Below are 24,504 nucleotides of genomic sequence, written 5' to 3' on the forward strand. Positions count from 1 at the left end.
GCGGCTGGCCCTAATAGGCCAGCCGCCTTTTCTTTTTCAAAATGTCAGCGCTGCCACAGATCTGAAGTCATGCGCCTCATGTTTGCTGCGCGACAGCGCAGCCCGGAAGGGCTGGGTGATCTCCCACAGGTACACCACAGAACTCAGGATGAGTGCCATCCCTGTGAGAGCGGGTTCACCCGCGAAAGGGCCAGAACAGGCAGTGCATAAAACTCAGGCAGCCCGCGCTTGCCGCCGTGGCGCGAGCTCAACTTCCTCAACCCCGAACAACGCCAGGTGAATCGCCTGCTGCGCCTGCAACGCCAGCACCGCTCGCTCCTTGCCCACGCTGCCGATCGGCTGCAGCAGGTGAATGCAAACCTCGCCCCGCGGCTGGGCGAACAGGCGCATCAGGTGCGACACCAGGTCATCGTCACCAATGAACGGTGCAATCGGGTCGATCTGGCCATCGCGCAGGTACTGGATGGCGACCGGCTGCACCGCCACGCCACGGTCGATGGCACCTGCCAGCAGGCGACCATGGAAGGTGCGCAGGGTACGGCCACTGGTGGTGGTGCCCTCCGGGAAGATCAGTAGCGGCCGGGAAAGACCCAGTTGCCTGGCGATCTGCTCACGCAGGCGCTGGCTGTCGCCCCCGCCACGGCGGATGAACAAGGTGCCGGCCTTTTCCGCCAGCCAGCCGGCCACCGGCCAGTGCCGCACTTCGGCCTTGGACAGGAACGACAGCGGCAGCAGCATGCCAAGCAACGGGATATCGGTCCAGGACACGTGGTTGCTGACCCACAGCATTGGCCGTTGGGGCAGCTCTCCGATCACCCGCACATCGAAGGGCAGGGCCGCGACCAGGCGCTTCATGAACAGGCAGGTCCAGCGCTGGCGGCGCTCGATGGGCGTCTTGAACCCCAGGCGTTCGCCCAGGGCGATCACGCTGGCCATCAGCATGCCCAGCAGCAGTACCAGCAGCAGTCGAGTCAGGCGGGCCATTACCCGCAGCTTCGGCATCAGACCGCTGCCTTGAAGTGGCGGGCGTAGCGTGGGCACAGTTCGTCGCGCTTGAGCAGGATGAACACGTCGGCCACCTGGAAGTCTTCGTCCCAGCATGGCTCGCCGCAGATCTTCGCGCCCAGGCGCATGTACGCCTTTAGCAGCGGTGGCATCTCGGCGATGACGTTGTTCGGCAGTGCCAGGTTGGGCAATGGGTTCTTCGGCTCGGCGCGCAGGTGCTCGGTGCACAGGTAGCGGTCACGCAGGCGCTGCATCACCGCATGGGCCTGTACCCCGCCATCCTGCATGGGGATGCTGGCGCAGCCCATCAGGTAGCTGTAGCGGCCTTCGTTGAGCACTTCGGCCAGTTCGCCCCAGAGCACGGCGATGGTGCCGCCGTTGCGGTAGTCGGGAGCTACGCAGGTTCGGCCCAGCTCCAGGATCGGGCCCTGCAGCTGCAACAGGCCATGCAGGCTGAATTCTTCTTCGCTATAGAAGCGGCCCAGGCTGCTGGCGGCCTGATGGTCGAGCAGGCGGGTGGTGGCCACCAGCTCGCCGGTGCTCAGGTCGCGTACGCCAATGTGGCGGCAGTGCACGTCGTAGTCGTCCATGTCCAGGCCTTGCTCGGCTCCTTTGAGCTTGGCCTTGAATTCGGCGCTGAACACTTTGTAGCGCAGGGCCTGGGCTTCCTGCAGGGCCGTGGCGCCAACCAGGCGTTCGGCTTGCAGACGGCGTTCGGTGCTGTTGTCGCCAGCGTGAGCGATCCGAGTCATTACGAGTCTCCATAAGCCAGCCATGAAGGGTTGCGGCCGGTCGGCTTTGTTGTGCAAAGTCAGCCTAGGTAGATGGGGTGTCACCCATGTGAATCTTTGGTGATGCTTGCGTGACACCCCCTGAGCCACAACTGAAAGCCCTTCAGCAAGGAGCCGACCGATGGCCTGGTTGCAACGACTCAACGACCCGCTTCGCCAAGCGCTGGCGGGCACTCTGGGCGAAACCTATGCCGCGCTGCTCGAGCGCCTTGGCCCGGTTGCCCCGTTTGAACTGGCGGTGCTCGGTGGGCGCGCGATGGCCACCCCGGGCCTGGCCTTCCTGGTCGGCTACCAGGCCGCCTTGCGCGTGCTGTGGCCCAGTGCTCCACCCAGCCTCGGCGCCCTGTGCGCCACCGAACGGCGCAGCGTGCGGCCGGCGGACATGCGCACGCGCCTTGACGGCTTGCGGCTGACCGGTAGCAAGGACTTCGTCACTGCCGGCCTGGAGGCGGAATGGCTGCTGGTGGCGGCGCGCTGCGAGGCGACGGGCGCGGCGCCGCAGTTGAACCTGGCGGTGGTCTACCCCGGGGAGCCAGGTGTGACGCTGGAAGCGCTGCCGACGCTGCCGCTGATGCCGGAGGTGGGCCATGGGCGACTGGTGCTGGAGCAGGCGGCGTGCGAGCTACTGGCCGGTGATGGTTGGGATGCCTATGTGAAGCCGTTCCGTTCGCTGGAGGACTTGTATGTGCTTACGGCGTTGACGGCCTGGCTGTATGGCGTGGGGCAGGAGTGCGCCTGGCCGCAGGCCCTGCGCCTACAGTTGCTTGGGCTGCTGGCCGGGTGTGCCGAAGGTAGCCGGCAGTGCGCCGATAGCGTTGGTTGCCATTTGTTGCTGGGGGGATTGTTTGCACAGTTCCAGGCGCTGCGAGGGGAGATCGATGCTGCGTTGGCGGCGGGGCCGGCGCAGTGGGCGCAGATCTGGCAGCGTGACCAGGGGGTGATGGCGCTGGCGGCGGCGGCGCGGGAGAAGCGGCTGAACAAGGCTTGGGCCGCTGCGGGATTGTCATGAATGCCTGATAGGTTTGTGTGATCCGATGAATCCTGGGGCCGCTTTGCGGCCCTATCGCGACACAAGGCCGCTCCTACAGGGGAACGCGTCAAGTTCAGGCTGACGCTGTACCTGTAGGAGCGGCCTTGTGTCGCGATAGGGCTGCGCAGCGGCCCCAATAACGGCGATCACGATGAAGGTACTGTTGATCATCCTGATAATGGTTGCGGGTTGTGCCCGGGCCGAAGACTGGCCTGAACCCGACTGGCCAATCGACAACACCCCCCTCGACTGGCAAGCCGTCGACGCCTACGCCTTCCCCGCACGCACCACCCCCGAACGCAGCGGCATCCGCACCGACGCCCTGCTGATCATCCGCAACGGCCGCATCCTCCACGAACGCTACGCCGCCCCCAGTACCGCCGCCACCGCCCACCTCACCTGGTCGATCAGCAAGAGCGTACTCGCCACGCTATTGGGCGTAGCCCAGGGCGAAGGCCGCTTCCAGCTGCAGGACCCGGTGACCCGTTTCTACCCGGCCATGCACGCCCATCCCGGCGTGCGCATGGCCGATCTGCTGCATTGGGCCAGCGGCCTGGACTGGCAGGAAGACTACGAGTACGCCCCGCTCTAGTCCTCGGTGGTGGCCATGCTGTATACCCGTGGCCGCGAGGACATGGCGGCCTACACGGCGGCGCGGGAAGCGGTGGCCAGCCCGGGCCAGCGGTTTCTCTATTCCAGTGGCGACAGCAACCTGCTGGCCGCCGCGTTGCGCGGCATGCTCGATGCCGGTCAGTACCCCGACTACCCCTGGCATGCGTTGTTCATTCCGTTGGGGATCGACAGCGCGGTATGGGAGCGGGACCGCGCGGGTACCTATGTGGGTTCCTCCTACCTGTACCTCAGCGCTCGCGACCTGGCGCGCATCGGCCTGCTGATGCAGCGCGACGGGCGTTGGCAGGATCGGCAATTGCTGCCCAAGCCCTGGGTGGCTTTCAACCGCACGCCGTTTGCCGATGCCGAAGCACTGCCCGGCGAGGCCAACCCCGGTGGCCACTGGTGGCTCAACCAGCCGCTGCCCGGCGCTGCCCGGCCTTGGCCGAGTGCTCCCGCGGACACCTACGCAGCCCTTGGCCACTGGGGCCAGGCGCTGTACGTGCTGCCCGCGCAAAAGCTGGTGATCGTGCGTTACGCCGATGACCGCGACGGCAGCTATCAGCACGATGAACTGCTCAAGCGGATACTCGCGGCGCTGGCTGGGGAGGGGGCATGAAGCGGGTGCTGCTGGTGGTGTTGCTGGGAGTGGTGTACTGGGCCTGGCACGAGCGCCAGGCCCTGGCGGACTTCCCCGGTATCCTTTCGGCCTACTCGGCCAAGGAATATTGCTCGTGCCGCTTCGTCATGGGGTTCGAGCCGGCGTATTGCCAAGGCTACGTGAAGCAATGGCTGCCGCTGAGCCTGCTGGAGGAAGACAGCCAACAGCGGCAGGTTACCGCCGAAGGCCTGGGCCGTCGCAACCAGGCTGCCTGGCAAGGCCCGCGCGAGGGCTGCCGCTTGCTGCCGTGAAGACGGGCGGGTAAGGTTGGCGGCCTGGTTTCACGAGATCTGTCATGTTCAAGCTGCCCCGCCTGCTGCCCGCCTTGTTGCTGGCTTTTTGCCTGCCCGCCCATGCCAACTGGCACCTCGATGGCGAGTCTTCGCGCCTTTCGTTCATTACCGGCAAGAACGGTAACACCGCCGAAGTGCACCGCTTCCTGGTGCTGCATGGCACGGTCGACCGCAAGGGTGTGGCCGGGTTGAGCATCGAGATGGACTCGGTGAGCAGCGGTATTCCGCTGCGTGATGAACGCATGCGCGAGGACCTGTTCGAGGTCGAGCGCTTTGCCGAAGCCAAGGTGCAGGCGCAACTGGACCTACGGCCGATCAACGACCTGGCCAACGGTGCCCAGATCGAACTGCGCCTGCCATTGACCGTGACCCTGCATGGCCAGTCCCACAGCTACAACGCCCTGCTGCTGGCCACCCGCCTGGACGAGCGACGCATCCAGGTGGTGACCCTGGAGCCCCTGGTGCTGCGCGCCGAGGATTTCGGCCTGCTGCCGGGGCTGCAACGCCTGCGCAAGTTCGCCGGGCTCAAGTCCATCAACCCGTCGGTGCCGGTTAGCGCGGTGCTGATCTTCACCGCCCGCTGACATGCCGGGGCCGGTCTTTCCCTGGCGGGATGGCAACCAGTTCGAACTGCTGATCGACGGCCCCGAGTTTTTTCCGCGCATGCTCCTGGCGATCATGCGCGCCGAGTTCCAGGTCGACCTGGAACTGTACCTGGTCGAGGCCGGTGACTGCGCGGATGCGGTGGTCGAAGCGCTGGAGCAGGCTGCCCGACGTGGCGTGCGGGTGCGCTGCCTGTTCGACGACTATGGCTCGCTGGCCTTCAACAGCAAGTTGCGTCAGCGCCTGCTGGACGCAGGTGTGTACCTGCGCTGGTACAACCGCCTGCGCTGGAAGCGTGGCTTGCGCAACCTGTACCGCGATCACCGCAAGTTGCTGCTGGTGGACGAACGCTGGGCAGTGGTGGGCGGCACGGGCGTCACCGACGAGTTCTGGACGCCCGGCGAGGCGACCAGTGAATGGCACGAGGTGATGGTGCAGATGCAAGGGCCGGTGGTAAGCGACTGGCAGTTACTGTTCGACCGCCAGTGGCACGCCAACAACCGTCGCACAGCCTGGCGCCCCGCCGAGGGCTTTGGCCTGCCGCGCCTGCCCAAGGTGCCTGCGCAGGGGCAGGGCATGGGCCGGGTGGCCTATGCCGACGCCCGCCAGCACCAGGACATCCTGCATTCGCTGGTGCGCGCGATCAACAGCGGCAAGCAGCGAGTGTGGCTGGCCACGCCTTACTTCCTGCCGACCTGGAGCGTGCGCCGGTCGCTGCGCCGGGCTGCCGGGAAGGGGGTCGATGTGCGGCTGCTGCTGACCGGGCCGCGCACCGATCACCCATCGGTACGTTACGCCGGGCATCGCTATTACCCGCGTCTGCTGCGCGCCGGGGTGCGTATCTACGAGTACCAGCCGTGTTTCCTGCACCTGAAGATGGTGTTGATCGACGATTGGGTCAGTATCGGCTCATGCAACTTCGATCACTGGAACCTGCGCTTCAACCTCGAGGCCAATATCGAGGCACTCGACCCGCCCCTGACGGCTGCCGTGCAGGCCAGTTTCGAGCGTGATTTCGCCTTGAGCGAGGTGGTCGACCTGGGCCACTGGAATGCCCGGCCGCTGTGGCGCCGGGTGAAGCAGCGGTTGTGGGGGTGGCTGGACCGGTTGGTGGTCAACTTGCTCGACCGTCGTGACTGAGACCAGCTATCGTGCAGTGATTGGCTCAAGGCAATCGAAGGAGTGGGTGCGATGACGGCAAAGAAAATTCTCATGTTGGTCGGCGACTACGTAGAAGATTACGAAGTCATGGTGCCGTTCCAGGCGCTGAGCATGGTCGGGCATACGGTGCATGCGGTATGCCCGGAAAAGGTCGCGGGGCAGACGGTGCGTACCGCGATTCATGATTTCGAGGGCGAACAGACCTACAGCGAAAAGCCGGGGCACAACTTTGCCTTGAATTATGACTTCGTGCGTGTACGGCCCGAGAGTTACGACGCGCTGCTGATCCCTGGTGGTCGTGCGCCAGAGTACCTGCGCCTGGATGAAAAGGTGCTGGAGCTGGTACGCGCATTCAACCAGGCCGGCAAGCCGATCGCGGCAGTATGCCATGGCGCCCAGTTGCTGGCGGCGGCCGGCGTGCTGGAAGGGCGCGAATGCAGTGCGTACCCGGCGTGTGCCCCGGAAGTGCGCTTGGCGGGCGGGACGTTCATCGATATCGCGGTGGACCAGGCGCATGTGGAGGGCAACCTGGTGACGGCACCGGCATGGCCGGCGCATCCGGCGTGGTTGGCGGCATTCCTCAAGGTGCTTGGTACCCGTATTGCCTGACAGGGCCTTATCGCCGGCAAGCCAGCTCCCACAGGTTTAGCGAAGGTTTCAAGACCTGTGGAGTACCTGTGGGAGCTGGCTTGCCGGCGATGAGGCCAGTGCAGGCAACACAGCTCAACCAGGCTTAACCCACCTGCTCAACCCAGTCATTGAGGTTGTAGTAGTTGGTCACCCGGGCAATCTTTCCGCAGTGGATATAGAAGAACGCCCCTGCCGGCAGCACATAGGTCTGCCCGTTGGCCGCCGGCAACCCTTCGTCATCGGCCAGATATTCCCCATGCACGGTGAACTCCGCCGCCGCGCGGCTGCCGTCGGCGTTCTGCATCACCACGATATCGGCCAGGCGCTCGCGGTAGCAGCGGTTCATCTTGTCCATGAACGCTGCAAACCGGGCCTTGCCCATCTGCCGCTCGCCCTGGTTGATGTCGTGGATCACATCCTCGCTGAGCAGGGCGAGAAAGGCCGGCATGTCGCCCGCATTGAAGGCGGCGTAGTAAGCATTTACCAGTTCAGTAGCGGTCATGGAACAATACCTGTCGTGGAGGGAAAAGGCGGGTTGTCGCTCCGGATGATAGGGTTTCCCCTCAAGCCCGGCTTAGCCGAGCGCGTCATCCACATCGACAAAACGACCGCCAAGCATGGAAATACGCCTGTTGCACGGCGCCGCTATCGCGCCTTACATCGATGACCTCGCTCGCCTGCGCCTTACCGTGTTTCGCGAGTTTCCCTACCTTTATGACGGCACCCCGGAGTACGAGGCCGACTACCTGGCCACTTATGCCCGCTCCGGGCGCAGCCTGGTGGTGCTGGCGCTGGACGACGGCAAGGTGGTCGGCGCCTCCACCGGCCTGCCGCTGGTGGATGTCGCCCCCGAGTTCCAGCAGCCGTTCCTGGCCCAGGGGCGCGACCCGGCCAGCGTGTATTACTTCGGTGAATCGGTGGTACTGCCCGAGTACCGTGGCCAGGGCCTAGGGGTGCGCTTTTTCATCGAGCGCGAGTCCTACGCACACAAGCTGGCCGAGTTCGACTATTGCGCGTTCTGTGCGGTCGAGCGGCCAGGTGTGCATCCGCGGCGGCCTGCGGACTACAAGCCGTTGCATGGCTTCTGGCGTAACCGCGGCTTCCTGCACGACCCGTCGCTGCGCACCAGCTACGCCTGGCGCGACCTGGACGAGCAGGAAAGCTCCGACAAGCTGATGTCGTTCTGGCTCAAGGAACTGCCGATATGATCCGCCTGGCGGCCTGCCAGTACGCCATCGAGCTGCATGAAACCTGGGAGGCCTACGCCGATCATCTGCAAGCCCTGTGCGCCGAGGCGGTGGACGCGGGGGCCCGCTTGCTGCTGTTGCCGGAGTACGCCGGCCTGGTGCTCAGCGGGCAGCTGAGTGCCGAGCAGCGGGGTGACCTGAAGGCTTCCATCGCCGGTATCCAGCCGCTGATCGAACCCTGGAGGGCCTTGTGCGAGAGCCTTGCCCGGCGCTGGGGAATCTACCTGCAACCGGGTAGCGTACCGGTGCTGGACAGCGATGGGCGCTACCGCAACCGTGCCTGGCTGTTCGGCCCCCAAGGTGTGCTGGGGTACCAGGACAAACTGATGATGACCCGTTTCGAACGGGAGCAGTGGGACATAGCCGCGGGCCAGGGGCTGCAGGTGTTCGACACTGAACTGGGGCGCCTGGGCATCCTGATCTGCTACGACAACGAATTCCCGATGCTGGCGCGGCGCCTGGCGGAGGGTGGTGCCGACCTGATCCTGGCGCCGAGCTGTACCGACACCGAGGCGGGTTACCACCGGGTGCGCATCGGTGCCCAGGCGCGGGCGCTGGAGAACCAGATTGCGGTAATGCAGAGCCCCACGGTCGGGCTGGCGCCCTGGTCGCCGGCGCTGGACGAGAATATCGGCCGGGCAGGGCTGTTCGTGCCGCCGGATCATGGGATGCCGGGGGATGGGGTGGTGGCCTTGAGTGAAGAATCGAGCCCTGCCACTAGTCAGTGGCTGGTCTGTGAGGTGGACCTTGAGGAAGTACGGCGGGTGAGGCGGGAAGGGCAGGTGTTTACCCGCAGGGACTGGCCGGAGCAGTTTGACCGGATCTGCCCTCTGTAGGAGCAGCCTTGTGCTGCGAATGGGCCTGTGCTCACCCAAATATCTGTGAGTGACACAAGGCCTCTTCGCAGCACAAGGCTGCTCCTACAAAGAGCAGGGCCGTGACGCTTTTGCAGCAGATTTACTTCACTTCAACTGCCAGGCTCTGGGCAATCTTGCTCTGCCACAGGGCAGGGCCAGTGATGTGTACCGACTCACCGTTGCTATCCACGGCAACGGTCACCGGCATGTCCTTGACCTCGAACTCGTAGATCGCTTCCATGCCCAGCTCGGCGAAGGCCAGGACCTTCGACTTGCGGATGGCCTGGGCCACCAGGTAGGCAGCACCGCCGACGGCCATCAGGTACACGGCCTTGTTGTCCTTGATCGCTTCGATGGCGGCAGGGCCGCGCTCGGACTTGCCGATCATGCCGAGCAGGCCGGTCTGCTCGAGGATCTGGCGGGTGAACTTGTCCATGCGGGTGGCGGTGGTCGGGCCGGCTGGGCCTACCACTTCGTCACCGACCGGGTCGACCGGGCCAACGTAGTAGATGAAGCGGCCTTTCAGGTCCACCGGCAGCTCTTCGCCACGGTTGAGCATTTCGACCATGCGCTTGTGCGCGGCATCGCGGCCGGTCAGCATCTTGCCGTTGAGCAGGATGGTTTCGCCCGGCTTCCAGCTCGCGACTTCTTCCGGGGTGATGGCGTCGAGGTTGACGCGACGGGCGCTCGGGCCGGCTTCCCAGACGATTTCCGGGTAGGCGTCCAGCGACGGCGCTTCCAGCTCGGCCGGGCCGGAGCCATCGAGCACGAAGTGGGCGTGGCGGGTGGCGGCGCAGTTGGGGATCATGCACACCGGCAGCGAAGCGGCGTGGGTCGGGTAGTCCATGATCTTGACGTCGAGCACGGTGGTCAGGCCACCCAGGCCCTGGGCGCCGATGCCCAGCTGGTTGACCTTCTCGAACAGCTCCAGGCGGATTTCTTCCAGGCGGTTCTGCGGGCCACGGGCTTTCAGTTCGTGGATGTCGATGGACTCCATCAACACTTCCTTGGCCATGACGGCGGCCTTCTCGGCGGTACCGCCGATGCCGATGCCGAGCATGCCAGGCGGGCACCAGCCAGCGCCCATGGTCGGGACGGTCTTCAGTACCCAGTCGACGATCGAGTCGGACGGGTTGAGCATGGCCATCTTCGACTTGTTCTCCGAGCCGCCGCCTTTGGCTGCGACATCGACCTCGACCTTGTCGCCGGGGACGATGGAGTAGTGGATCACTGCCGGGGTGTTGTCCTTGGTGTTCTTGCGGGCACCGGCCGGGTCGGCCAGGATCGAAGCGCGCAGGACGTTTTCAGGCAGATTGTAGGCGCGACGCACACCTTCGTTGATCATGTCGTCGACGCTCATGGTGGCGCCGTCCCAGCGCACGTCCATGCCCACGCTGATGAACACGGTGACGATACCGGTGTCTTGGCAGATCGGGCGATGGCCAGTGGCGCACATGCGCGAGTTGATCAGGATCTGGGCGATGGAATCGCGCGCAGCAGGCGATTCTTCACGCAGATAGGCCTCGTGCATGGCCTGGATGAAATCGACGGGGTGGTAGTACGAGATGAATTGCAGGGCGTCGGCGACGCTCTGAATCAGGTCGTCTTGCTTGATCACGGTCATGCAGCGCGCTCCTCTTAAAGACGGGAACATTCATTACGGCGCTCGACGGTGCCGACCAGCGTGTCGAAGCGCCTTGCAAGGCGCCGGCAGGTCAGGCCGACGGAAAAAGGCGCGGCAGTATAGCGCGCATCCGTGCCGGGCACACCTGCGGTCGGTCTGGACCATGGTCGGCAGTGGTTGGGCATCCTTTTTGCTGCCGTTGCGTGCTTGGCTTAAAGTGCACTGTGATATGTGGAGAAAGACCGACCATGCCCGTACTTTGCGTGGGCGAGCGCCGCTGGGCGGTGCCGACCGGCAGCAACCTGCTCGATGCCTTGAACGAGGCCGGGCTGAACGTACCCTACAGTTGCCGCGCCGGCAGTTGCCATGCCTGCCTGGTGCACTGCCTGGGCGGGCAACCGCTGGATGCCATGCCCGAAGCCCTGGCGCCGGACAAGCATGCCCAGGGCTGGCGGCTGGCCTGTCAGTGTCGGGTAGTCGAAGATCTGCGCGTGGCGCTGTTCGACCCGCAGCAGGATGGCCTGCCGGCGCAGGTCTGTGCCCTGGACTGGTTCGGCGATGTGCTGCGCGTGCGGCTGCGGCCCGAACGGGCAATGCGTTACCAGGCGGGGCAGCATGTGGTGCTGTGGAATGGCGCGGTGGCGCGGCCTTACTCCTTGGCCAGCCTGCCGGGCGAAGATGATTTCCTCGAGTTTCATATCGACTGCCAGCACCCCGGCGCCTTTTGTGACAAGGCCCGTGGCTTGCAGCTGGGTGATGTGCTGCGCCTGGGCGAGCTCAGGGGAGGGGCCTTGCACTACGACCCGGACTGGCAGCAGCGGCCGCTGTGGTTGCTGGCGGCGGGGACCGGGTTGGCGCCGTTGTGGGGCATCTTGCGCGAGGCTCTGCGGCAGGGGCACCAAGGGGAAATCAGGGTCATGCATGTGGCGCGCGAGGACGCTGGGCATTATCTGGCCGAGCCGTTGCGCAAGATGGCGGATGTGAGTGTCGAGTTGGTACTGGCAGAGCGGCTGGATGAAGCGTTGGCCGGGTTGCGGCCGTCATCGCGGCAGACGGTGGCGCTGGTGTGCGGGGCGCCGGGGAGTGTCGAGCGGTTTGCCCGGCGGCTGTTCATTGCCGGGGTGCCACGGGGGCAGGTGTTTGCCGATGTGTTTGTCGAGCATGCCTGAGTGAGCAGGGGAGGGCTTTGCCCTCCTTTCGCGACACAAGGCCGCTCCTACAGGGGAATGCGTATCCCTTGTAGGAGCGGCCTTGCGTCGCGAAGGGCCGCAAAGCGGCCCCCTTTCAGCAGGATCAACCGACCAGCGGATCACCGACATGCAGGATCTTCATGCCATTGGTGCCACCGATGGTGTGGTAGCTGTCACCCTTGGTCAGGATTACCCAGTCACCTTGCTCCACCAGGCCACGCTTGAGCAGTTCGTCGACCGCTGCCTGACTCACCTTGTCGGCCGGCAGCGAGGCCGGATCGAAGGCGATCGGGTACACGCCGCGGAACATGTTGGCACGGGCCTGGGTGGCGCGGTGCGGCGACAGGGCGAAGATCGGCACGTGCGAACGCAGGCGCGACATGATCAGCGGGGTGTAGCCACTCTCGGTCAGGGCGATGATCGCCTTCACGCCTGGGAAGTGGTTGGCGGTGTACATGGCCGCCAGGGCGATGCTCTCGTCGCAGCGCTCGAAGGTAGTGTGCAGGCGGTGGCTGGACTTCTGGCTGGTCGGGTGCTTTTCGGCACCCAGGCAGATGCGGGCCATGGCCTGGACAGCTTCGATCGGGTAGGCACCGGCGGCGCTCTCGGCCGACAGCATCACCGCGTCGGTGTTGTCCAGCACGGCGTTGGCCACGTCGGACACTTCGGCACGGGTCGGCATCGGGTTCTGGATCATCGACTCCATCATCTGGGTCGCCACGATCACCGCCTTGTTGTTGCGGCGGGCGTGCTGGATGATCTTCTTCTGGATGGCGATCAGCTCGGCGTCGCCGATTTCCACGCCCAGGTCGCCACGGGCGACCATGACGGCGTCGGATGCGAGGATCAGCTTGTCGAGGGTCTCGTCGTCGGCCACCGCTTCGGCGCGTTCGATCTTGGCCACCAGCCAGGCGCTGCCGCCAGCTTCGTCGCGCAGCTTGCGCGCGTATTCCATGTCGCTGGCGTCACGCGGGAAGGACACGGCCAGGTAGTCCAGGTCCATTTCCGCGGCCAGCTTGATGTCGGCCTTGTCTTTCTCGGTCAGGGCCGGTGCGGTGAGGCCGCCACCTTTACGGTTGATGCCTTTGTGGTCGGACAGCGGGCCACCGATGATCACCACGCAGTGCAGGGCATCTGCGGTGGCGGTCTCGACGCGCATCACCACGCGGCCATCGTCGAGCAGCAGTTCGTCACCAACGCCGCAGTCCTTGACCAGGTCGGGGTAGTCGATACCGACGATGTCCTGGTTGCCTTCGGTCAGCGGGTGGGCGGTGGAGAAGGTGAACTTGTCACCGATCTTCAATTCGATACGCTTGTTGGCGAACTTGGCGATGCGGATCTTCGGACCCTGCAGGTCGCCCAGCAGTGCAACATGGCGGCCGTTCTTGGCGGCGATGTCACGGATCAGGCGCGCGCGGGCCTTGTGCTCGTCCGGAGTGCCGTGGGAGAAGTTCAGGCGTGCCACGTCCAGGCCGGCGAGGATCAGCTGTTCGATCACTTCCGGCGAGTTGCTGGCGGGGCCAAGGGTGGCGACGATTTTGGTACGGCGGATGCTCATGCACAGACTCCTATAGTGAAGCGCAGCGAAAGGCTACTCCTGAATCTCGCTGTAGTCATTGTTCCGTTGCACTACCTGCGACCGAGGCAGGGTGGCATTTGAACGGGCAGGGCATCCTTGCAAAAGGGTGTGAAGATTTGCCGGCAAAGGCCGATACACTGGCATCAAAGGAGACCCCCATGCGAGCCCTGATCGTTTTAGCCCTGGCGGCCAGCGCCGTCGGTTGCACCCGCTGGTCCATGGACCACCACCTGAACAATGCCTACCGTGCCTACGACCGTGGCGATTGCGCACGGGTCATGCTCGAGCTGTCGCAGGTCGACCGCACCAGCCGTGCACGACCGTTCATCCACCCCGAGGTGTCGCTGCTGCGCGGCCAGTGCCTGGAGCGCCAGGCCTTGTACGTGGATGCGGCGCAGACCTACCAGTACCTGATCCAGCAGTACCCGGGCAATGAATACGCATATCGTGCCCAGGCACGCCTGCAGACCCTGGAGAAACTCGGCCATTTGCGCGGCACCGAAGCCGCCGTGGCAAAACCGGTGACCGCCGCACCTTGGCGTTAACACCAAGGTGTGTTTTATTTCACGGGATTTGCCGCGCGCGCTGCGCTAATCTGTAACTCAGTTGTTACAACAACCGCCAGTTCCACGTATTCCTGGCATCGGATACGGACTGCACTTGCGATCATGTTCAACAAGCGCCACATCGAACGCCATCAGCTGCCTTGTGTTCTCAAGGTGTTCAACCGCATTACCGGCCAGGCCATCGGCCAGCTGGGTAACGCCTCTGAAGACGGGCTGATGCTGATAAGCCAGCTACCTGTGCTGGTCGGGCCCGACTACGATCTGCAATTACGCCTGCCGCTGCTTGGTGGCGGGCATCAATTCGTCAACCTTACCGCCAGCTGCCTGTGGTGCCGTGAAGACCAGACGCCCGGGCACTACGATTCCGGTTTCATGCTGCTGCAGGCCCCCCGCGAGTACGATGAATTCGTCCGTTCGTTGCGTGACTATTTCAGTTTCCGCCCCGCCAACGCATCTGCCTGAGCCTGCTGAGCCCCGGGCCCAGCGACTGGAATCGCGCTAGAATCGGGTCGACCTCGATACAGGACGACCCCGTGACCTCCAGCATTTTCTGGCACGACTACGAAACCACCGGCATCAACCCGCGCTGCGACCGGCCGCTGCAGGTGGCCGGCGTGCGCACCGACTTCGACCTCAACGAAATCGACGAGCCGATCAGCCTTTATTGCCGGCCCTCCGACGATATCCTGCCGCACCCAGCGGCTTGCCTGGTGACCGGCATCACCCCGCAACTGCTGGCCGAGCAGGGTTTGTGCGAAGCGGAGTTCATGACCCGGGTGCATGCGCAACTCGCGCACCCTGGTACCTGCGGTGCCGGCTACAACACCCTGCGCTTCGACGACGAAGTGACCCGTTACAGCCTGTACCGCAACTTTTTCGACCCTTATGCCCGAGAGTGGCAGGGCGGCAACAGCCGCTGGGACCTGATCGACATCGTGCGCACGGCCTATGCACTGCGCCCGGACGGCATCGAGTGGCCGCAACAGGACGGGCGCACCAGCCTGCGTCTGGAACTGCTGAGCAAGGCCAATGGCATCGACCACGGGCATGCCCACGAAGCGCTTTCCGACGTGCGGGCAACCATCGCCCTGGCCCGCCTGATCCGTCAGAAACAGCCCAAGTTGTATGACTGGCTGTTTCAGTTGCGCAGCAAGCATAAAGTGATGGAGCAGATCAGTTTGTTGCAGCCACTGGTGCATATATCCGGGCGCTTTTCGGCGGCACGCAATTACCTTGGTGTCGTATTGCCACTGGCCTGGCACCCGCGTAATCGCAATGCACTGATTGTGTGCGACCTGCATCAGGAAACCCTACCGTTACTACGGGAAAGTGCTGAAGTTCTACGCCAGCGTTTGTATACCCGCCATGAAGAACTGGCCGAAGGCGAATTACCCGTGCCGCTCAAATTGGTGCAGATCAATCGCTGCCCGGTACTGGCGCCACTTTCGGTATTGCGCCCGGCCGATCAACAACGGTTGGGCCTGGACTTGACGTTGTTACAATTGCGCGGCGAGGAATTGGCCGAGCAACAGGCGCAATGGCAAGACAAGCTGGAACACATCTACGGCAAGGAAGACTTTGCCCCGAGTGAAGACCCGGAACAACAGTTGTATGACGGTTTTCTGGGGGACCGTGACCGCCGCTTATGCGAGCAAGTTCGTGCACTGGAACCGGCGCAGTTGAGCCGTGGGCAGTGGATGTTCGATGACCCGCGCCTGCCTGAACTGTTGTTCCGCTATCGGGCGCGCAACTTCCCCGAGACCCTGACCGGCGAAGAGCGGCAACGCTGGTTCAGCTTCTGCCAGCAGCGCCTGAGCGACCCGCAGTGGGGCGCGCCGAATACGCTGGGCGACTTCGAACAGGCGCGGCAGCAAGCCTGGGAGGGCGCTGACGATGCCGGGCGGCGTGTGCTGGATGCCTGGCAGGTACATGCCAGGCAATTGCAGGCACAGTATGCAGTTGGCTGAGCGCTGGCACAAAACGCGGACAAACAAAAACGCCGGCAATATGCCGGCGTTCTTGTTGCGATAAGCAGCAGGCGTGTGCGGACAATCAGTCCAGCAGGGTCGCCCAGCTTTCAACCACATCGCCACCCCACTTGGCTTTCCATTCTTTCAGGGTCTTGTGGTTGCCGCCTTTGGTTTCGATCACTTCATTGTTGTGCGGGTTTTTGTATTGCTTGACCTTGCGTGCACGCTTGGTGGCGGTAGTCTTGACCGCACCACGAGGTGCCTTGCTCAGTTTCGACTCTGGGTCGAGCAGGGCAATCACGTCGCGCAGCGACTTGGAGTATTCGCCCATCAGTGTGCGCAGTTTGCCTTCGAACTCCAGTTCTTTCTTCAGCTTGTCATCCTGCGACAGGTTGGCCAGGCGGGCCTGAAGTTCCTTGATGGCTTCTTCGGTAGCGCGGTACTCGTTGATCAGGGACATGGAGTGTTCCTTAATGCGTGTTCAGAAATGTGTGGGGCAATAATAGACAGGCAATACTCGCAAGTAAACATATTGTTGGGCAATTAACTGTTAACTAAGCTGCGACAACCATTTCTCTACGTGAACAAAAATTTACAATTAACCCTGCATTTCGTCATGTCTGTCAGAGAATGCCGGCAGTGCATCTCGTCAGGAACACAGGCCACGGCCGCTGCGATCAATACTGCGTTTTTCCTGGCGGGCCGCTAGAATGAGCGCCTTTGCGAAGTTCTGGAGTCTCATTCATGCGCACCTATCGTCTGGTGATCGCCTGCCCCGACCGTGTTGGCATCGTGGCGAAAGTCAGTAATTTCCTGGCCTTGTACAATGGCTGGATCAACGAAGCCAGCCACCACTCCGATGAGCAGAGCGGTTGGTTCTTCATGCGCCATGAAATCCGCGCCGAATCGCTGCCGTTCGGTATCGAAGCCTTCCGTGAGGCGTTTGCGCCGATCGCCGAAGAGTTCTCCATGACCTGCCGCATTACCGACTCGGCGCAGAAAAAGCGCGTGGTACTGATGGCCAGCCGCGAGTCGCACTGCCTGGCCGACCTGCTGCACCGCTGGCACACCGATGAACTGGACTGCGAGATCCCTTGCGTGATCTCCAACCACAACGACCTGCGCAGCATGGTTGAGTGGCACGGTATTCCGTTCTTCCATGTACCGGTCGACCCCAAGGACAAGGCACCGGCCTTTGCCGAAGTTTCGCGCCTGGTGCAGGAGCATGCCGCCGACGTGGTGGTGCTGGCCCGCTACATGCAGATCCTGCCGCCGCAGCTGTGCCAGGACTATGCTGAAAAGGTGATCAACATCCACCACAGCTTCCTGCCGTCGTTCGTCGGCGCCAAGCCGTATCACCAGGCGGCCCTGCGTGGTGTGAAACTGATCGGCGCGACCTGCCACTACGTTACCGAAGAGCTGGACGCCGGTCCGATCATCGAGCAGGACGTGGTGCGTGTCAGCCATGCCGACAGCATCGATGACATGGTCCGCTTTGGCCGTGATGTGGAGAAGATGGTGTTGGCCCGTGGCCTGCGTTATCACCTGGAAGACCGGGTGCTGGTGCATGGCAACAAGACTGTGGTGTTTGACTGATACAGACTGGTTGCCTGTGAGGTTCTGGGGCAGCTTTGCAGCCCATCGCGACACAAGGCCGCTCCTACAAGGGATCGCGTACCGGCACTGCGTCGCGTAACTCCTGTAGGAGCGGCCTTGTGTCGCGAAAGGGGCGCAAAGCGCCCCCGGCAATCTTGAGGGATACGTAATGGCGAAGACTCGCAATCACCCCACCGCCTCACCCCCACCCACCCTCGGTGAAGGCTGCCTGGCCCGCTACGATCCCGAAGCCCTGGCCGACACCGATGGCACCGATTTCCCCGGCGCCGCGGAACTCTGGCAGCAGCTCAACCCGCCTGACGCCGCCAACGCTCCAGCAGCGGGCGCGCCAGCAGACACACAAACACCGGCCCACCCGCCAGCAGATAAAAGTAGTAAGTGACCGCCCGCCATATCAGGATCGCCGCAGCCGCGGTCGAACTGCCCACCAGTGGCGTCAGCAGGCTGGCCGAAGTCAGCTCGGCGGCGCCGGCACCACCCGGCAACAGGCTGAACTGGCCAGCACTGAGCGACAGCATCTGCACCAGGAAGCTGGGGATCCACGCCAAGTCTACCCCCAACCCCCTCAATACCAGATACAACACGCTGTAGCGCAGGCCCCAGTGGGCGCAGGTCAGGGTGAACACCAAGGTCAGCGTACGCTTGGGCAGGCGCCAGGTCTGCGCCAGTGCATCGATGAAGCGTAGCAGTTTGCGTGCCCAGCGCCGCTTGCGCTGGCGGCTCATGCCCAGGCGGCGCAGCAACCTGCCGTTCACGCGCATCACCGTGCGCCGGTAGCGCAGCAGGCCGATCACCCCGGCCAGTGCCGTGCACAGCAGCAACGCGCTGCCCAGCAACATGCTCTCCTGGCTGCGGCCCAGGCTGTGGAACAGCGCATAGCCGGCAATAGCCAGCATCGCGCAGAAAAAGAACACCAGGTCGTTCAGCTGATCCATGGCAAACACCGCGCCGCTGCGCGCCGGGCCTATCCGGTCACGTGCCAGCAGGGCCATCAGGGTCAAGGGGCCGCCGCTGCCGCCGGGGGTGGTACAGATGGCGAACTCGGTAGCCATCACCACACCCAGGCTGCGCAGACGCCCAAGCCTTGCTCCTTGCTGGCCGAGCAATAGGCGCAAGCGGATGGCGTTGATGACCCAGCAAAGCAGGATCATGCCCAGCAGGGTCAGCATGAGGCTGGGGGCGAAGCGCTGCAGCCTCGGCAGCAGCTCGCTGCCACCGAGCAGGGCCGGCACCAGCACGGCACCCAGCAGTGCCAGGGCCAGCCAGGCCAGGCGGTTCATACGCTGGCCTGGCGGTCGAGCCAGGTGGACTTGGTCAGCGGCTCGCGGCCCTGTGCCAGTAGCGTGTGCAAGGTGTTCAGCCAATAGTCGCGGGACGCGCGATGGCGCATGTCCACCGGGTGCAGGCCCAGGCGCAGGGTCTGGGCGTCGCGCCAGCGCCGGCATTGCCAGTCGCACAGCACCCGTGACAGGCCACGGCGCCAGGCACTGCGTGCACTCCAGACAAGCCCTGGGGCCTTGATCGCGGTGAAGTCCGGTAAACGATACAGGTGCTGTGGCGTGCTGGTGTAGCGCAGCGGCAGACGGCGCAGTGCCTGGCGGGTGCCTTCGCTCATCAGCCAGGCAGGCGCGACGAAGCCTGCCACTGGCCAGCCCTGCTGGGCGAACAGTGCAAGGCCGTGCTCCAGGCGTTGCAGGGCCTGCTGCTGGTCAAGGGCGTAGAATTCCCCTTCGTGGGTATAGATGCGGCGCATGAAGTATTCGCCGGGTGTGCGCGGTGGTGGCCCGCTGTCGGCATGGTAGAAGCCGTGCAGGGCAAGCTCGTCGCCCTGGGCCAGGCGCCGTTCCAGCAAGCGGCAGAAGGTAGGCGAGCGTTGCAGCGGGTTGCGGTGGTGAAAGTCCGGCACCACCAGCCAGGTCATGGGGATGCCGCCGATGGCGTCGACGGCCTGGACGAAAGGCTGGTAGTCCGGCCACGTTTCGGGCGCGACATCGTGCAGCACCAGCATCAGGCTGCGCGATGCCGGTAGCGGCTCAGCCATGGGCACGCACCTGTGGCTGGTGGCCGAGCACAGCCTGGTAGTGCTGCAGCAGGCCGGTGACCACGTTGTCCCACGAATAGTGCTGCTCGGCATGGCGACGGGCCTGTACCCCAAGCGTGCGCACACCGGCTTCGAACGCCTCTTGCACGGCCGTCGCCATGGCTTGGCTATCGTTGGGGCGGCACAAGCGCCCGCACTGTTCGTTGACGATTTCGCCGAAAGCACCTGCGCGCACGGCCACTACCGGCGTGGCGCTGGCCATCGCTTCGAGAATGACCAGGCCGAAGGTTTCCTGGTCACCGGCATGCACCAGCAGGTCGGCGCTGGCCATCAGCCGGGCGACTTCCGGTGCCGGGCAGAAGTGACCGATCACACTGACGTTCCGCGGTACGTTGGCCGGCATGTTCGAACCCACCAACAGCAAGTGGTAGGGGTGGCCCAGGTGCTGCATGCAGTCGAGCAGCACTGGCAGGTTCTTTTCTCGCGAGCCACGGCCGGCGTAGATCAGCAGGCGACTGGTTTCGGCAATACCCAGTTCGGCACGCAGCTGCGGGTCGCGCTGGTTGGGGTTGAAGGTGGCCAGGTCGACGCCCAGGCGCTGCACGTGTACATCGCGCACCCCCAGGCGGCGCAACTTGTCGGCCATGACCTGGCTGGGGGCCAGGACCCGGTCGAAATTGCCGTACAGCTTGCTGACATAGGCCTCGACATTGGGGGTGAACCAGTTGCCCATGCGATTGCTGACCAGCAGCGGCAGGTCGGAATGGTAGAAGCCGATTACCGGCACGTCGAGCTTGCGCCGCGCTTCCAGCGCAGCCCAGGCGGTCAGGTAGGGGTCGCCGACTTCGATCAGGTCGGGCTTGAGCCTGCGCAGCACATTGCACCAAGGGGCCAGGCGTACCGGGAAGCGGTAGCCATTGCCGAACGGCAGCGGCGGTGCGGGCACCTGGTATATGCCATCGGCGTGCTGGGCGCTGGCACCGGGTATCAGCAAGCTGTGGCGGACGCCCTGGATGGCGTCGAGGCGGTGGTGTTTGGCATCAAGATAGGTACGTACGCCACCACTGGCGGGGGCGTAGAACATGGTGATGTCGGCGATGTGCACGATCAGCATCCCTCCGGGATCGTCTTCGGGTCTGTCATCCGGCGTTAACGGGCCGGCGATGACGCGCCTAAAGGTTGACCTATCAGAAGGATAGTTTGTTCGATCGGGGTTGGGCGGGGTTGGGAAGAGGGTAGGCTGCACAAGCGTTGTAGGAGCAGCCTTGTGCTGCAAAGGGGCCAGAGAAGGCAACACAGTTGTATTGCCTGTACTGGCCTCTTCGCAGCACAAGGCTGCTCCTACACAGAGAGGAGTAGCACTTGTCAGATGCGGAAGCTGCCCACCAGATGCTTCAGGCGGCCGGCCTGCTGCTCCAGGTCGGAGCAGGCACGCAGGGTGGCCTGCAGGTTTTCCACGCCCTCCTGGTTGAGCATGTTGATCTCGTTGATGTCCATGTTGATCGCCTCGACCACGGCGGTCTGCTCTTCGGTGGCGGTGGCTACCGACTGGTTCATGCCGTCGATCTCGCCGATGCGCACGGTAACGCTGTCCAGCCGCTCACCGGCCTGGTTGGCGATCTGCATGCTGTCCTGGCTGTGGCGCTGGCTCTGGTCCATGGTCTCGACCGATTCGCGCGCGCCGACCTGCAGTTCCTCGATCATGGTCTGCACCTGTTGCGCCGACTCCTGGGTGCGGTGCGCCAGGTTGCGTACTTCATCGGCGACTACGGCAAAACCACGCCCGGCTTCACCGGCACGGGCCGCTTCGATGGCCGCGTTCAGCGCCAGCAGGTTGGTCTGCTGGGAAATGCTGGTGATCACCTCGAGAATCTGGCCGATGTTGACGGTCTTGCTGTTCAGCGTCTCGATGTGCGCGCTGGAAGTGACGATCAGGTCGGACAGGCGGTTCATTGCCGCAATGTTGCGTTCCACCACCTGCTGCCCTTCTTCGGCCAGCAACCGCGCCGAACTGGCGTGCTGCGAGGCCTGGGCGGCGTTGCCGGCAATTTCCTGGGCGGCGGCGCCCAGTTCGTTGATGGCGGCGGCCACGCTGTTGGTGCGGTTGGACTGTTCGTCGGAGTTGGTCATCGACGAGTTCGAGGCACTGATGACCCGCAGGGCAACTTCGTTGACCTGCTCGGTGGCCGAGGACACTTCGCGGATCGAACTGTGAATACGTTCGACAAAACGGTTGAAGGCGCTGCCCAGGATGCCGAACTCGTCATGGTTGTGGATGCGCAGGCGCTTGGTCAGGTCGCCTTCACCTTCGGCGATGTCTTCCATGGCACGGGTCATGGTGTGCAGCGGCTGCATCAGCACGCGGATCAGCAGCCCGAGCAGGCCGATGATGATCACCACCGCCACCAGCGTGGCGATCACCGCCGAGGTGCGGAAGGTGCTCAGCATCGAGAAGGCCTTGTCCTTGTCCACCGACAGGCCGATGTACCAGTTGGCCGACGGCAGGCCGGTGATCGGGGTGAAGGTCAGCAGGCGGGCCTGGCCGTCGCTCTGCACTTCGGTCAGCTCACCGCTCAGTTTCGGCGTGTGCTGCGGGAACAGGTCCGACAGCGACTTCATCACCAGGTCTTTGTCCGGGTGCACCAAGATCTTGCCTTGATCGTTGACCAGGAAGGCATAGCCCATGCCGCCGAAGTTCAGCGAGTTGATGATCTGCACCAGGCCGTCCAGGGCCAGGTCGCCACCGACCACACCGACACTGGCGGAAACCTTGCTGAGGATGCCGATGACCATCTTGTTGGTGGTCATGTCGATGTACGGCTCGGTCAGGGTCGCGCCGGCGGCATTCATGCCGTCCTTGTACCAGGGGCGGGTGCGCGGGTCGTAACCGTCGGGCATTTTCGAATCAGGGCGCACGCTGAAGCCACCGTCGACCTTGCCCAGGTAGACGGTGAGGAAGCTGGAAACCAGCGCATTCTGGCCCATCAGGGTTTCGGCGTTGGTCGGGTCCTGGGCTATGTTCTGTGCCAGGTTTTCCACCAGCTTGATACGGCCTTCGAACAGGTTGCGGATATTGGTCGAAGTGGAAGCGCCCATTTCAGCCAGATAGTTCTCGAGGTCCTCGCGGATCGCATTACGCTGGAGGTAATCGTTGTAGAGCGTGAAAAGGCTGAAGGCGAGTATCACGATCAGTGATGCTGCCAAAAGAATCTTGTGGCTGAAACGAAGGCTTTTGTTCATGGCGTAATCGGTTCCGCTAAGGTTTCATATCAGGCGTTTGCACGCGTGGAGTCGCAAAGCAGTGCAATATCCCGAAAAGTCCCTTTTCGGTTGTTCCTCTCTATTAAGGCGAATATCACCCACAGGTATCGGCCGAATTACGGTAAAGCTTGAGCAGAGGATTTAAGAGATGTCGGAAATTTCGACCATCGTTGTAGGTGCTGGCCCGGATGGCCAGCCGGTTGGGCAAGCTATGAGGTTGGCCAACCGCCATGGCCTGGTAGCGGGCGCTACGGGTACTGGCAAGACCGTCACCTTGCAGCATCTGGCGGAAGCGTTCAGTGACGCGGGGGTTGCGGTGTTCGCCGCCGATGTCAAAGGCGACCTGTGCGGCCTGGGCGCTGCTGGTGCGCCGCAAGGCAAGGTGGCCGAGCGCATCGCCGGCATGCCCTGGCTGGGGCACAGGCCCCAGGCTTACCCGGTGAGCCTGTGGGACATTGCCGGGCAGTCCGGCCACCCGCTGCGTACCACCCTCAGTGAAATGGGGCCGCTGCTGCTGGGCAACCTGTTGGAACTGACCGACAGCCAACAGGCGGCGCTGTATGCGGCGTTCAAGGTAGCCGACCGTGAAGGCTTGCTGCTGCTGGACCTCAAGGACCTCAAGGCGCTGCTCGCGCACCTGAAGGACAACCCGCAACTGCTGGGCGAAGACAGCGCGCTGATGACCACGGCCTCCACTCAGGCGCTTTTGCGCCGGTTGGCGACCCTGGAGCAGCAGGGCGCCGAGGCGTTGTTCGGTGAACCGGGGTTGCAGCTCGAGGACCTCCTGCGGCCAGACCCGGATGGCCGTGGGCGTATCCACCTGCTGGACGCCAGCCGGTTGGTTCACGATGCACCGAAGGTGTACGCGACCTTCCTGTTGTGGCTGCTGGCCGAGTTGTTCGAGCAACTGCCCGAGCGCGGTGATGCCGACAAGCCGGTGCTGGCGTTGTTCTTCGATGAAGCGCATTTGTTGTTCAACGATACACCCAAGGCATTGCAGGATCGCCTGGAGCAGGTGGTGCGGCTGATTCGTTCCAAGGGCGTGGGTGTGTACTTCGTCACCCAGTCGCCGGGGGACTTGCCAGATGCGGTGCTGGCCCAGTTGGGCTTGCGCATTCAGCATGGCTTGCGGGCGTTTACCGCCAAGGAGCAGAAGTCGCTGCGGGCGGTAGCTGATGGCTTCCGCCCCAACCCGGCGTTCGACACCCTGGCGGTGCTGACCGAACTGGGTATTGGCGAGGCGCTGGTGGGGACACTGGAAGAGAAGGGCACGCCAGCGATGGTGCAACGTGTGCTGATTGCACCGCCGCAGTCGCGTATCGGGCCGTTGAGCGCGGCTGAGCGCAGTGTGCTGATTGCCAATTCGCCGCTGGCGGGGCGTTACGACAAGCCGGTGGACCGTGAGTCGGCCTATGAGATGCTGACCCAGCGCAAGGGCGAGCCGGTGGAGCCCGCGCCGCAACCCAAGGCGGATGAAGAAAGCTTTGCCGACAAGGCTGGTGAGTTCTTGCAAAGTGCGGCAGGGCAGGCCATCAAGTCGGCTGTGCGCCAGGCGGCCAACCAGTTGGGGCGGCAGTTGGTGCGAGGGTTGATGGGGGCGTTGCTGGGGGGCAAGAAAAGGTAGGTTGCCTGTACCGGCCCCTTCGCGGGTAAACCCGCTCCCACAGGTTCATCACAGATATCAAGAGCTGTGCATTACCTGTGGGAGCGGGTTTACCCGCGAAGAGGCCGGTACAGAAAAAAGGCGACCCGAAGGCCGCCTCTTT

General features: G+C 63.8%; 23 protein-coding genes and 2 pseudogenes. 14 read left to right on the forward strand and 11 right to left on the reverse strand.

The window, feature by feature from the left end; genetic code table 11:
• Positions 1 to 213: 213 nt before the first annotated feature.
• Both WM94_RS18530 and olsB read right to left on the reverse strand, forming a co-directional pair.
• Positions 214 to 1,002, reverse strand: coding sequence for a lysophospholipid acyltransferase family protein (locus WM94_RS18530; RefSeq protein WP_061551875.1), 789 nt, complete (start codon positions 1,000 to 1,002; stop codon positions 214 to 216).
• Positions 1,002 to 1,757 (reverse strand): L-ornithine N(alpha)-acyltransferase, encoded by a 756-nt coding sequence (gene olsB / locus WM94_RS18535; protein ID WP_013974069.1) that lies wholly within the window; start codon positions 1,755 to 1,757, stop codon positions 1,002 to 1,004. The genes WM94_RS18530 and olsB overlap by 1 nt, the downstream gene beginning before the upstream one ends.
• Positions 1,758 to 1,917: 160 nt before the next feature.
• Between olsB and WM94_RS18540 the strand changes: the two genes are divergently transcribed.
• The 6 genes and pseudogenes from WM94_RS18540 (at position 1,918) to WM94_RS18565 (ending at position 6,765) form a co-directional block, all read left to right on the forward strand.
• A complete protein-coding gene (locus tag WM94_RS18540) occupies positions 1,918 to 2,805 on the forward strand; it encodes an acyl-CoA dehydrogenase (protein WP_025340513.1) in 888 nt (295 codons plus the stop codon).
• 172 nt (positions 2,806 to 2,977) lie between these two features.
• Positions 2,978 to 4,057, forward strand: a pseudogene (locus WM94_RS18545) (serine hydrolase domain-containing protein).
• Positions 4,054 to 4,350, forward strand: coding sequence for a hypothetical protein (locus WM94_RS18550; protein ID WP_013974066.1), 297 nt, complete (start codon positions 4,054 to 4,056; stop codon positions 4,348 to 4,350). Before WM94_RS18545 ends, WM94_RS18550 begins: the two are co-directional and overlap by 4 nt.
• Positions 4,351 to 4,394: 44 nt before the next feature.
• Positions 4,395 to 4,976 carry a YceI family protein gene (locus WM94_RS18555; protein WP_061551876.1) on the forward strand — a complete coding sequence of 194 codons (582 nt, stop codon included), beginning with the start codon at positions 4,395 to 4,397 and terminating at the stop codon, positions 4,974 to 4,976.
• A gap of 1 nt (position 4,977) precedes the next feature.
• Positions 4,978 to 6,135: a phosphatidylserine/phosphatidylglycerophosphate/cardiolipin synthase family protein gene (locus WM94_RS18560; protein WP_015271668.1), complete on the forward strand. Its 1,158-nt coding sequence runs from the start codon at positions 4,978 to 4,980 to the stop codon at positions 6,133 to 6,135.
• 51 nt (positions 6,136 to 6,186) lie between these two features.
• Positions 6,187 to 6,765 carry a DJ-1/PfpI family protein gene (locus tag WM94_RS18565; RefSeq protein WP_039613779.1) on the forward strand — a complete coding sequence of 193 codons (579 nt, stop codon included), beginning with the start codon at positions 6,187 to 6,189 and terminating at the stop codon, positions 6,763 to 6,765.
• Positions 6,766 to 6,889: 124 nt separating this feature from the next.
• Here the strand turns inward: WM94_RS18565 and WM94_RS18570 are convergent, their stop codons facing one another.
• Entirely contained in the window at positions 6,890 to 7,288 is a 399-nt protein-coding gene (locus tag WM94_RS18570) for a nuclear transport factor 2 family protein (protein ID WP_015271666.1), read from the reverse strand.
• A 115-nt stretch (positions 7,289 to 7,403) separates the two neighbouring features.
• Between WM94_RS18570 and WM94_RS18575 the strand changes: the two genes are divergently transcribed.
• Together WM94_RS18575 and WM94_RS18580 are read left to right on the forward strand one after the other, a co-directional pair.
• Entirely contained in the window at positions 7,404 to 7,994 is a 591-nt protein-coding gene (locus tag WM94_RS18575; protein ID WP_013974061.1) for a GNAT family N-acetyltransferase, read from the forward strand.
• Entirely contained in the window at positions 7,991 to 8,869 is an 879-nt protein-coding gene (locus tag WM94_RS18580; protein ID WP_061551877.1) for a carbon-nitrogen hydrolase family protein, read from the forward strand. Before WM94_RS18575 ends, WM94_RS18580 begins: the two co-directional genes overlap by 4 nt.
• 121 nt (positions 8,870 to 8,990) lie before the next feature.
• Here the strand turns inward: WM94_RS18580 and WM94_RS18585 are convergent, their stop codons facing one another.
• A complete protein-coding gene (locus WM94_RS18585) occupies positions 8,991 to 10,514 on the reverse strand; it encodes a fumarate hydratase (protein ID WP_061551878.1) in 1,524 nt (507 codons plus the stop codon).
• A gap of 248 nt (positions 10,515 to 10,762) precedes the next feature.
• Here WM94_RS18585 and WM94_RS18590 point away from each other — a divergent pair, with 248 nt between their 5' ends.
• The gene (locus WM94_RS18590) at positions 10,763 to 11,683 is read left to right on the forward strand and encodes an iron-sulfur-binding ferredoxin reductase (protein WP_061551879.1); all 921 of its coding nucleotides are present in this window, start codon (positions 10,763 to 10,765) and stop codon (positions 11,681 to 11,683) included.
• Between the two features lie 124 nt (positions 11,684 to 11,807).
• Here WM94_RS18590 and pyk read toward each other — a convergent pair whose 3' ends face one another.
• Complete coding sequence (gene pyk / locus WM94_RS18595; RefSeq protein ID WP_013974057.1) at positions 11,808 to 13,262, reverse strand: pyruvate kinase; 1,455 nt, start codon at positions 13,260 to 13,262, stop codon at positions 11,808 to 11,810.
• 179 nt (positions 13,263 to 13,441) lie between these two features.
• Between pyk and WM94_RS18600 the strand changes: the two genes are divergently transcribed.
• The 3 genes from WM94_RS18600 to sbcB all read left to right on the forward strand — a co-directional run bounded on the left by WM94_RS18600 (position 13,442) and on the right by sbcB (position 15,816).
• Complete coding sequence (locus WM94_RS18600) at positions 13,442 to 13,828, forward strand: hypothetical protein (protein WP_061551880.1); 387 nt, start codon at positions 13,442 to 13,444, stop codon at positions 13,826 to 13,828.
• Between the two features lie 123 nt (positions 13,829 to 13,951).
• Positions 13,952 to 14,311: a PilZ domain-containing protein gene (locus tag WM94_RS18605; RefSeq protein WP_003259592.1), complete on the forward strand. Its 360-nt coding sequence runs from the start codon at positions 13,952 to 13,954 to the stop codon at positions 14,309 to 14,311.
• A gap of 71 nt (positions 14,312 to 14,382) precedes the next feature.
• A complete protein-coding gene (gene sbcB / locus WM94_RS18610; RefSeq protein ID WP_039613776.1) occupies positions 14,383 to 15,816 on the forward strand; it encodes an exodeoxyribonuclease I in 1,434 nt (477 codons plus the stop codon).
• 85 nt (positions 15,817 to 15,901) lie between these two features.
• Here the strand turns inward: sbcB and mvaT are convergent, their stop codons facing one another.
• Positions 15,902 to 16,279: a histone-like nucleoid-structuring protein MvaT gene (mvaT, locus tag WM94_RS18615; RefSeq protein WP_003259590.1), complete on the reverse strand. Its 378-nt coding sequence runs from the start codon at positions 16,277 to 16,279 to the stop codon at positions 15,902 to 15,904.
• 284 nt (positions 16,280 to 16,563) lie between these two features.
• Between mvaT and purU the strand changes: the two genes are divergently transcribed.
• On the forward strand, positions 16,564 to 17,415 hold the full coding sequence (gene purU, locus WM94_RS18620) for a formyltetrahydrofolate deformylase (protein WP_061551881.1): 852 nt from the start codon (positions 16,564 to 16,566) through the stop codon (positions 17,413 to 17,415).
• Between the two features lie 308 nt (positions 17,416 to 17,723).
• Here the strand turns inward: purU and WM94_RS18625 are convergent, their stop codons facing one another.
• The 5 genes and pseudogenes from WM94_RS18625 to WM94_RS31175 all read right to left on the reverse strand — a co-directional run.
• A complete protein-coding gene (locus WM94_RS18625) occupies positions 17,724 to 18,716 on the reverse strand; it encodes a lysylphosphatidylglycerol synthase transmembrane domain-containing protein (protein WP_061551882.1) in 993 nt (330 codons plus the stop codon).
• Positions 18,713 to 19,477, reverse strand: coding sequence for a DUF2334 domain-containing protein (locus WM94_RS18630; protein WP_015271659.1), 765 nt, complete (start codon positions 19,475 to 19,477; stop codon positions 18,713 to 18,715). The genes WM94_RS18625 and WM94_RS18630 overlap by 4 nt, the downstream gene beginning before the upstream one ends.
• Complete coding sequence (locus tag WM94_RS18635; RefSeq protein ID WP_061551883.1) at positions 19,470 to 20,591, reverse strand: glycosyltransferase family 1 protein; 1,122 nt, start codon at positions 20,589 to 20,591, stop codon at positions 19,470 to 19,472. The genes WM94_RS18630 and WM94_RS18635 overlap by 8 nt, the downstream gene beginning before the upstream one ends.
• 251 nt (positions 20,592 to 20,842) lie before the next feature.
• On the reverse strand, positions 20,843 to 21,607 hold the full coding sequence (locus WM94_RS31170) for a methyl-accepting chemotaxis protein (protein WP_370464237.1): 765 nt from the start codon (positions 21,605 to 21,607) through the stop codon (positions 20,843 to 20,845).
• A 93-nt stretch (positions 21,608 to 21,700) separates the two neighbouring features.
• Positions 21,701 to 22,717: pseudogene (locus WM94_RS31175) on the reverse strand (cache domain-containing protein); the annotation flags it as partial.
• Positions 22,718 to 22,886: 169 nt separating this feature from the next.
• Here WM94_RS31175 and WM94_RS18645 point away from each other — a divergent pair.
• Positions 22,887 to 24,362 (forward strand): helicase HerA-like domain-containing protein, encoded by a 1,476-nt coding sequence (locus WM94_RS18645; RefSeq protein ID WP_061551885.1) that lies wholly within the window; start codon positions 22,887 to 22,889, stop codon positions 24,360 to 24,362.
• Positions 24,363 to 24,504 lie beyond the last annotated feature (142 nt).

The organism is Pseudomonas sp. ABFPK (genome assembly GCF_001586765.1).
GTDB classification, from domain to species: domain Bacteria; phylum Pseudomonadota; class Gammaproteobacteria; order Pseudomonadales; family Pseudomonadaceae; genus Aquipseudomonas; species Aquipseudomonas asiatica.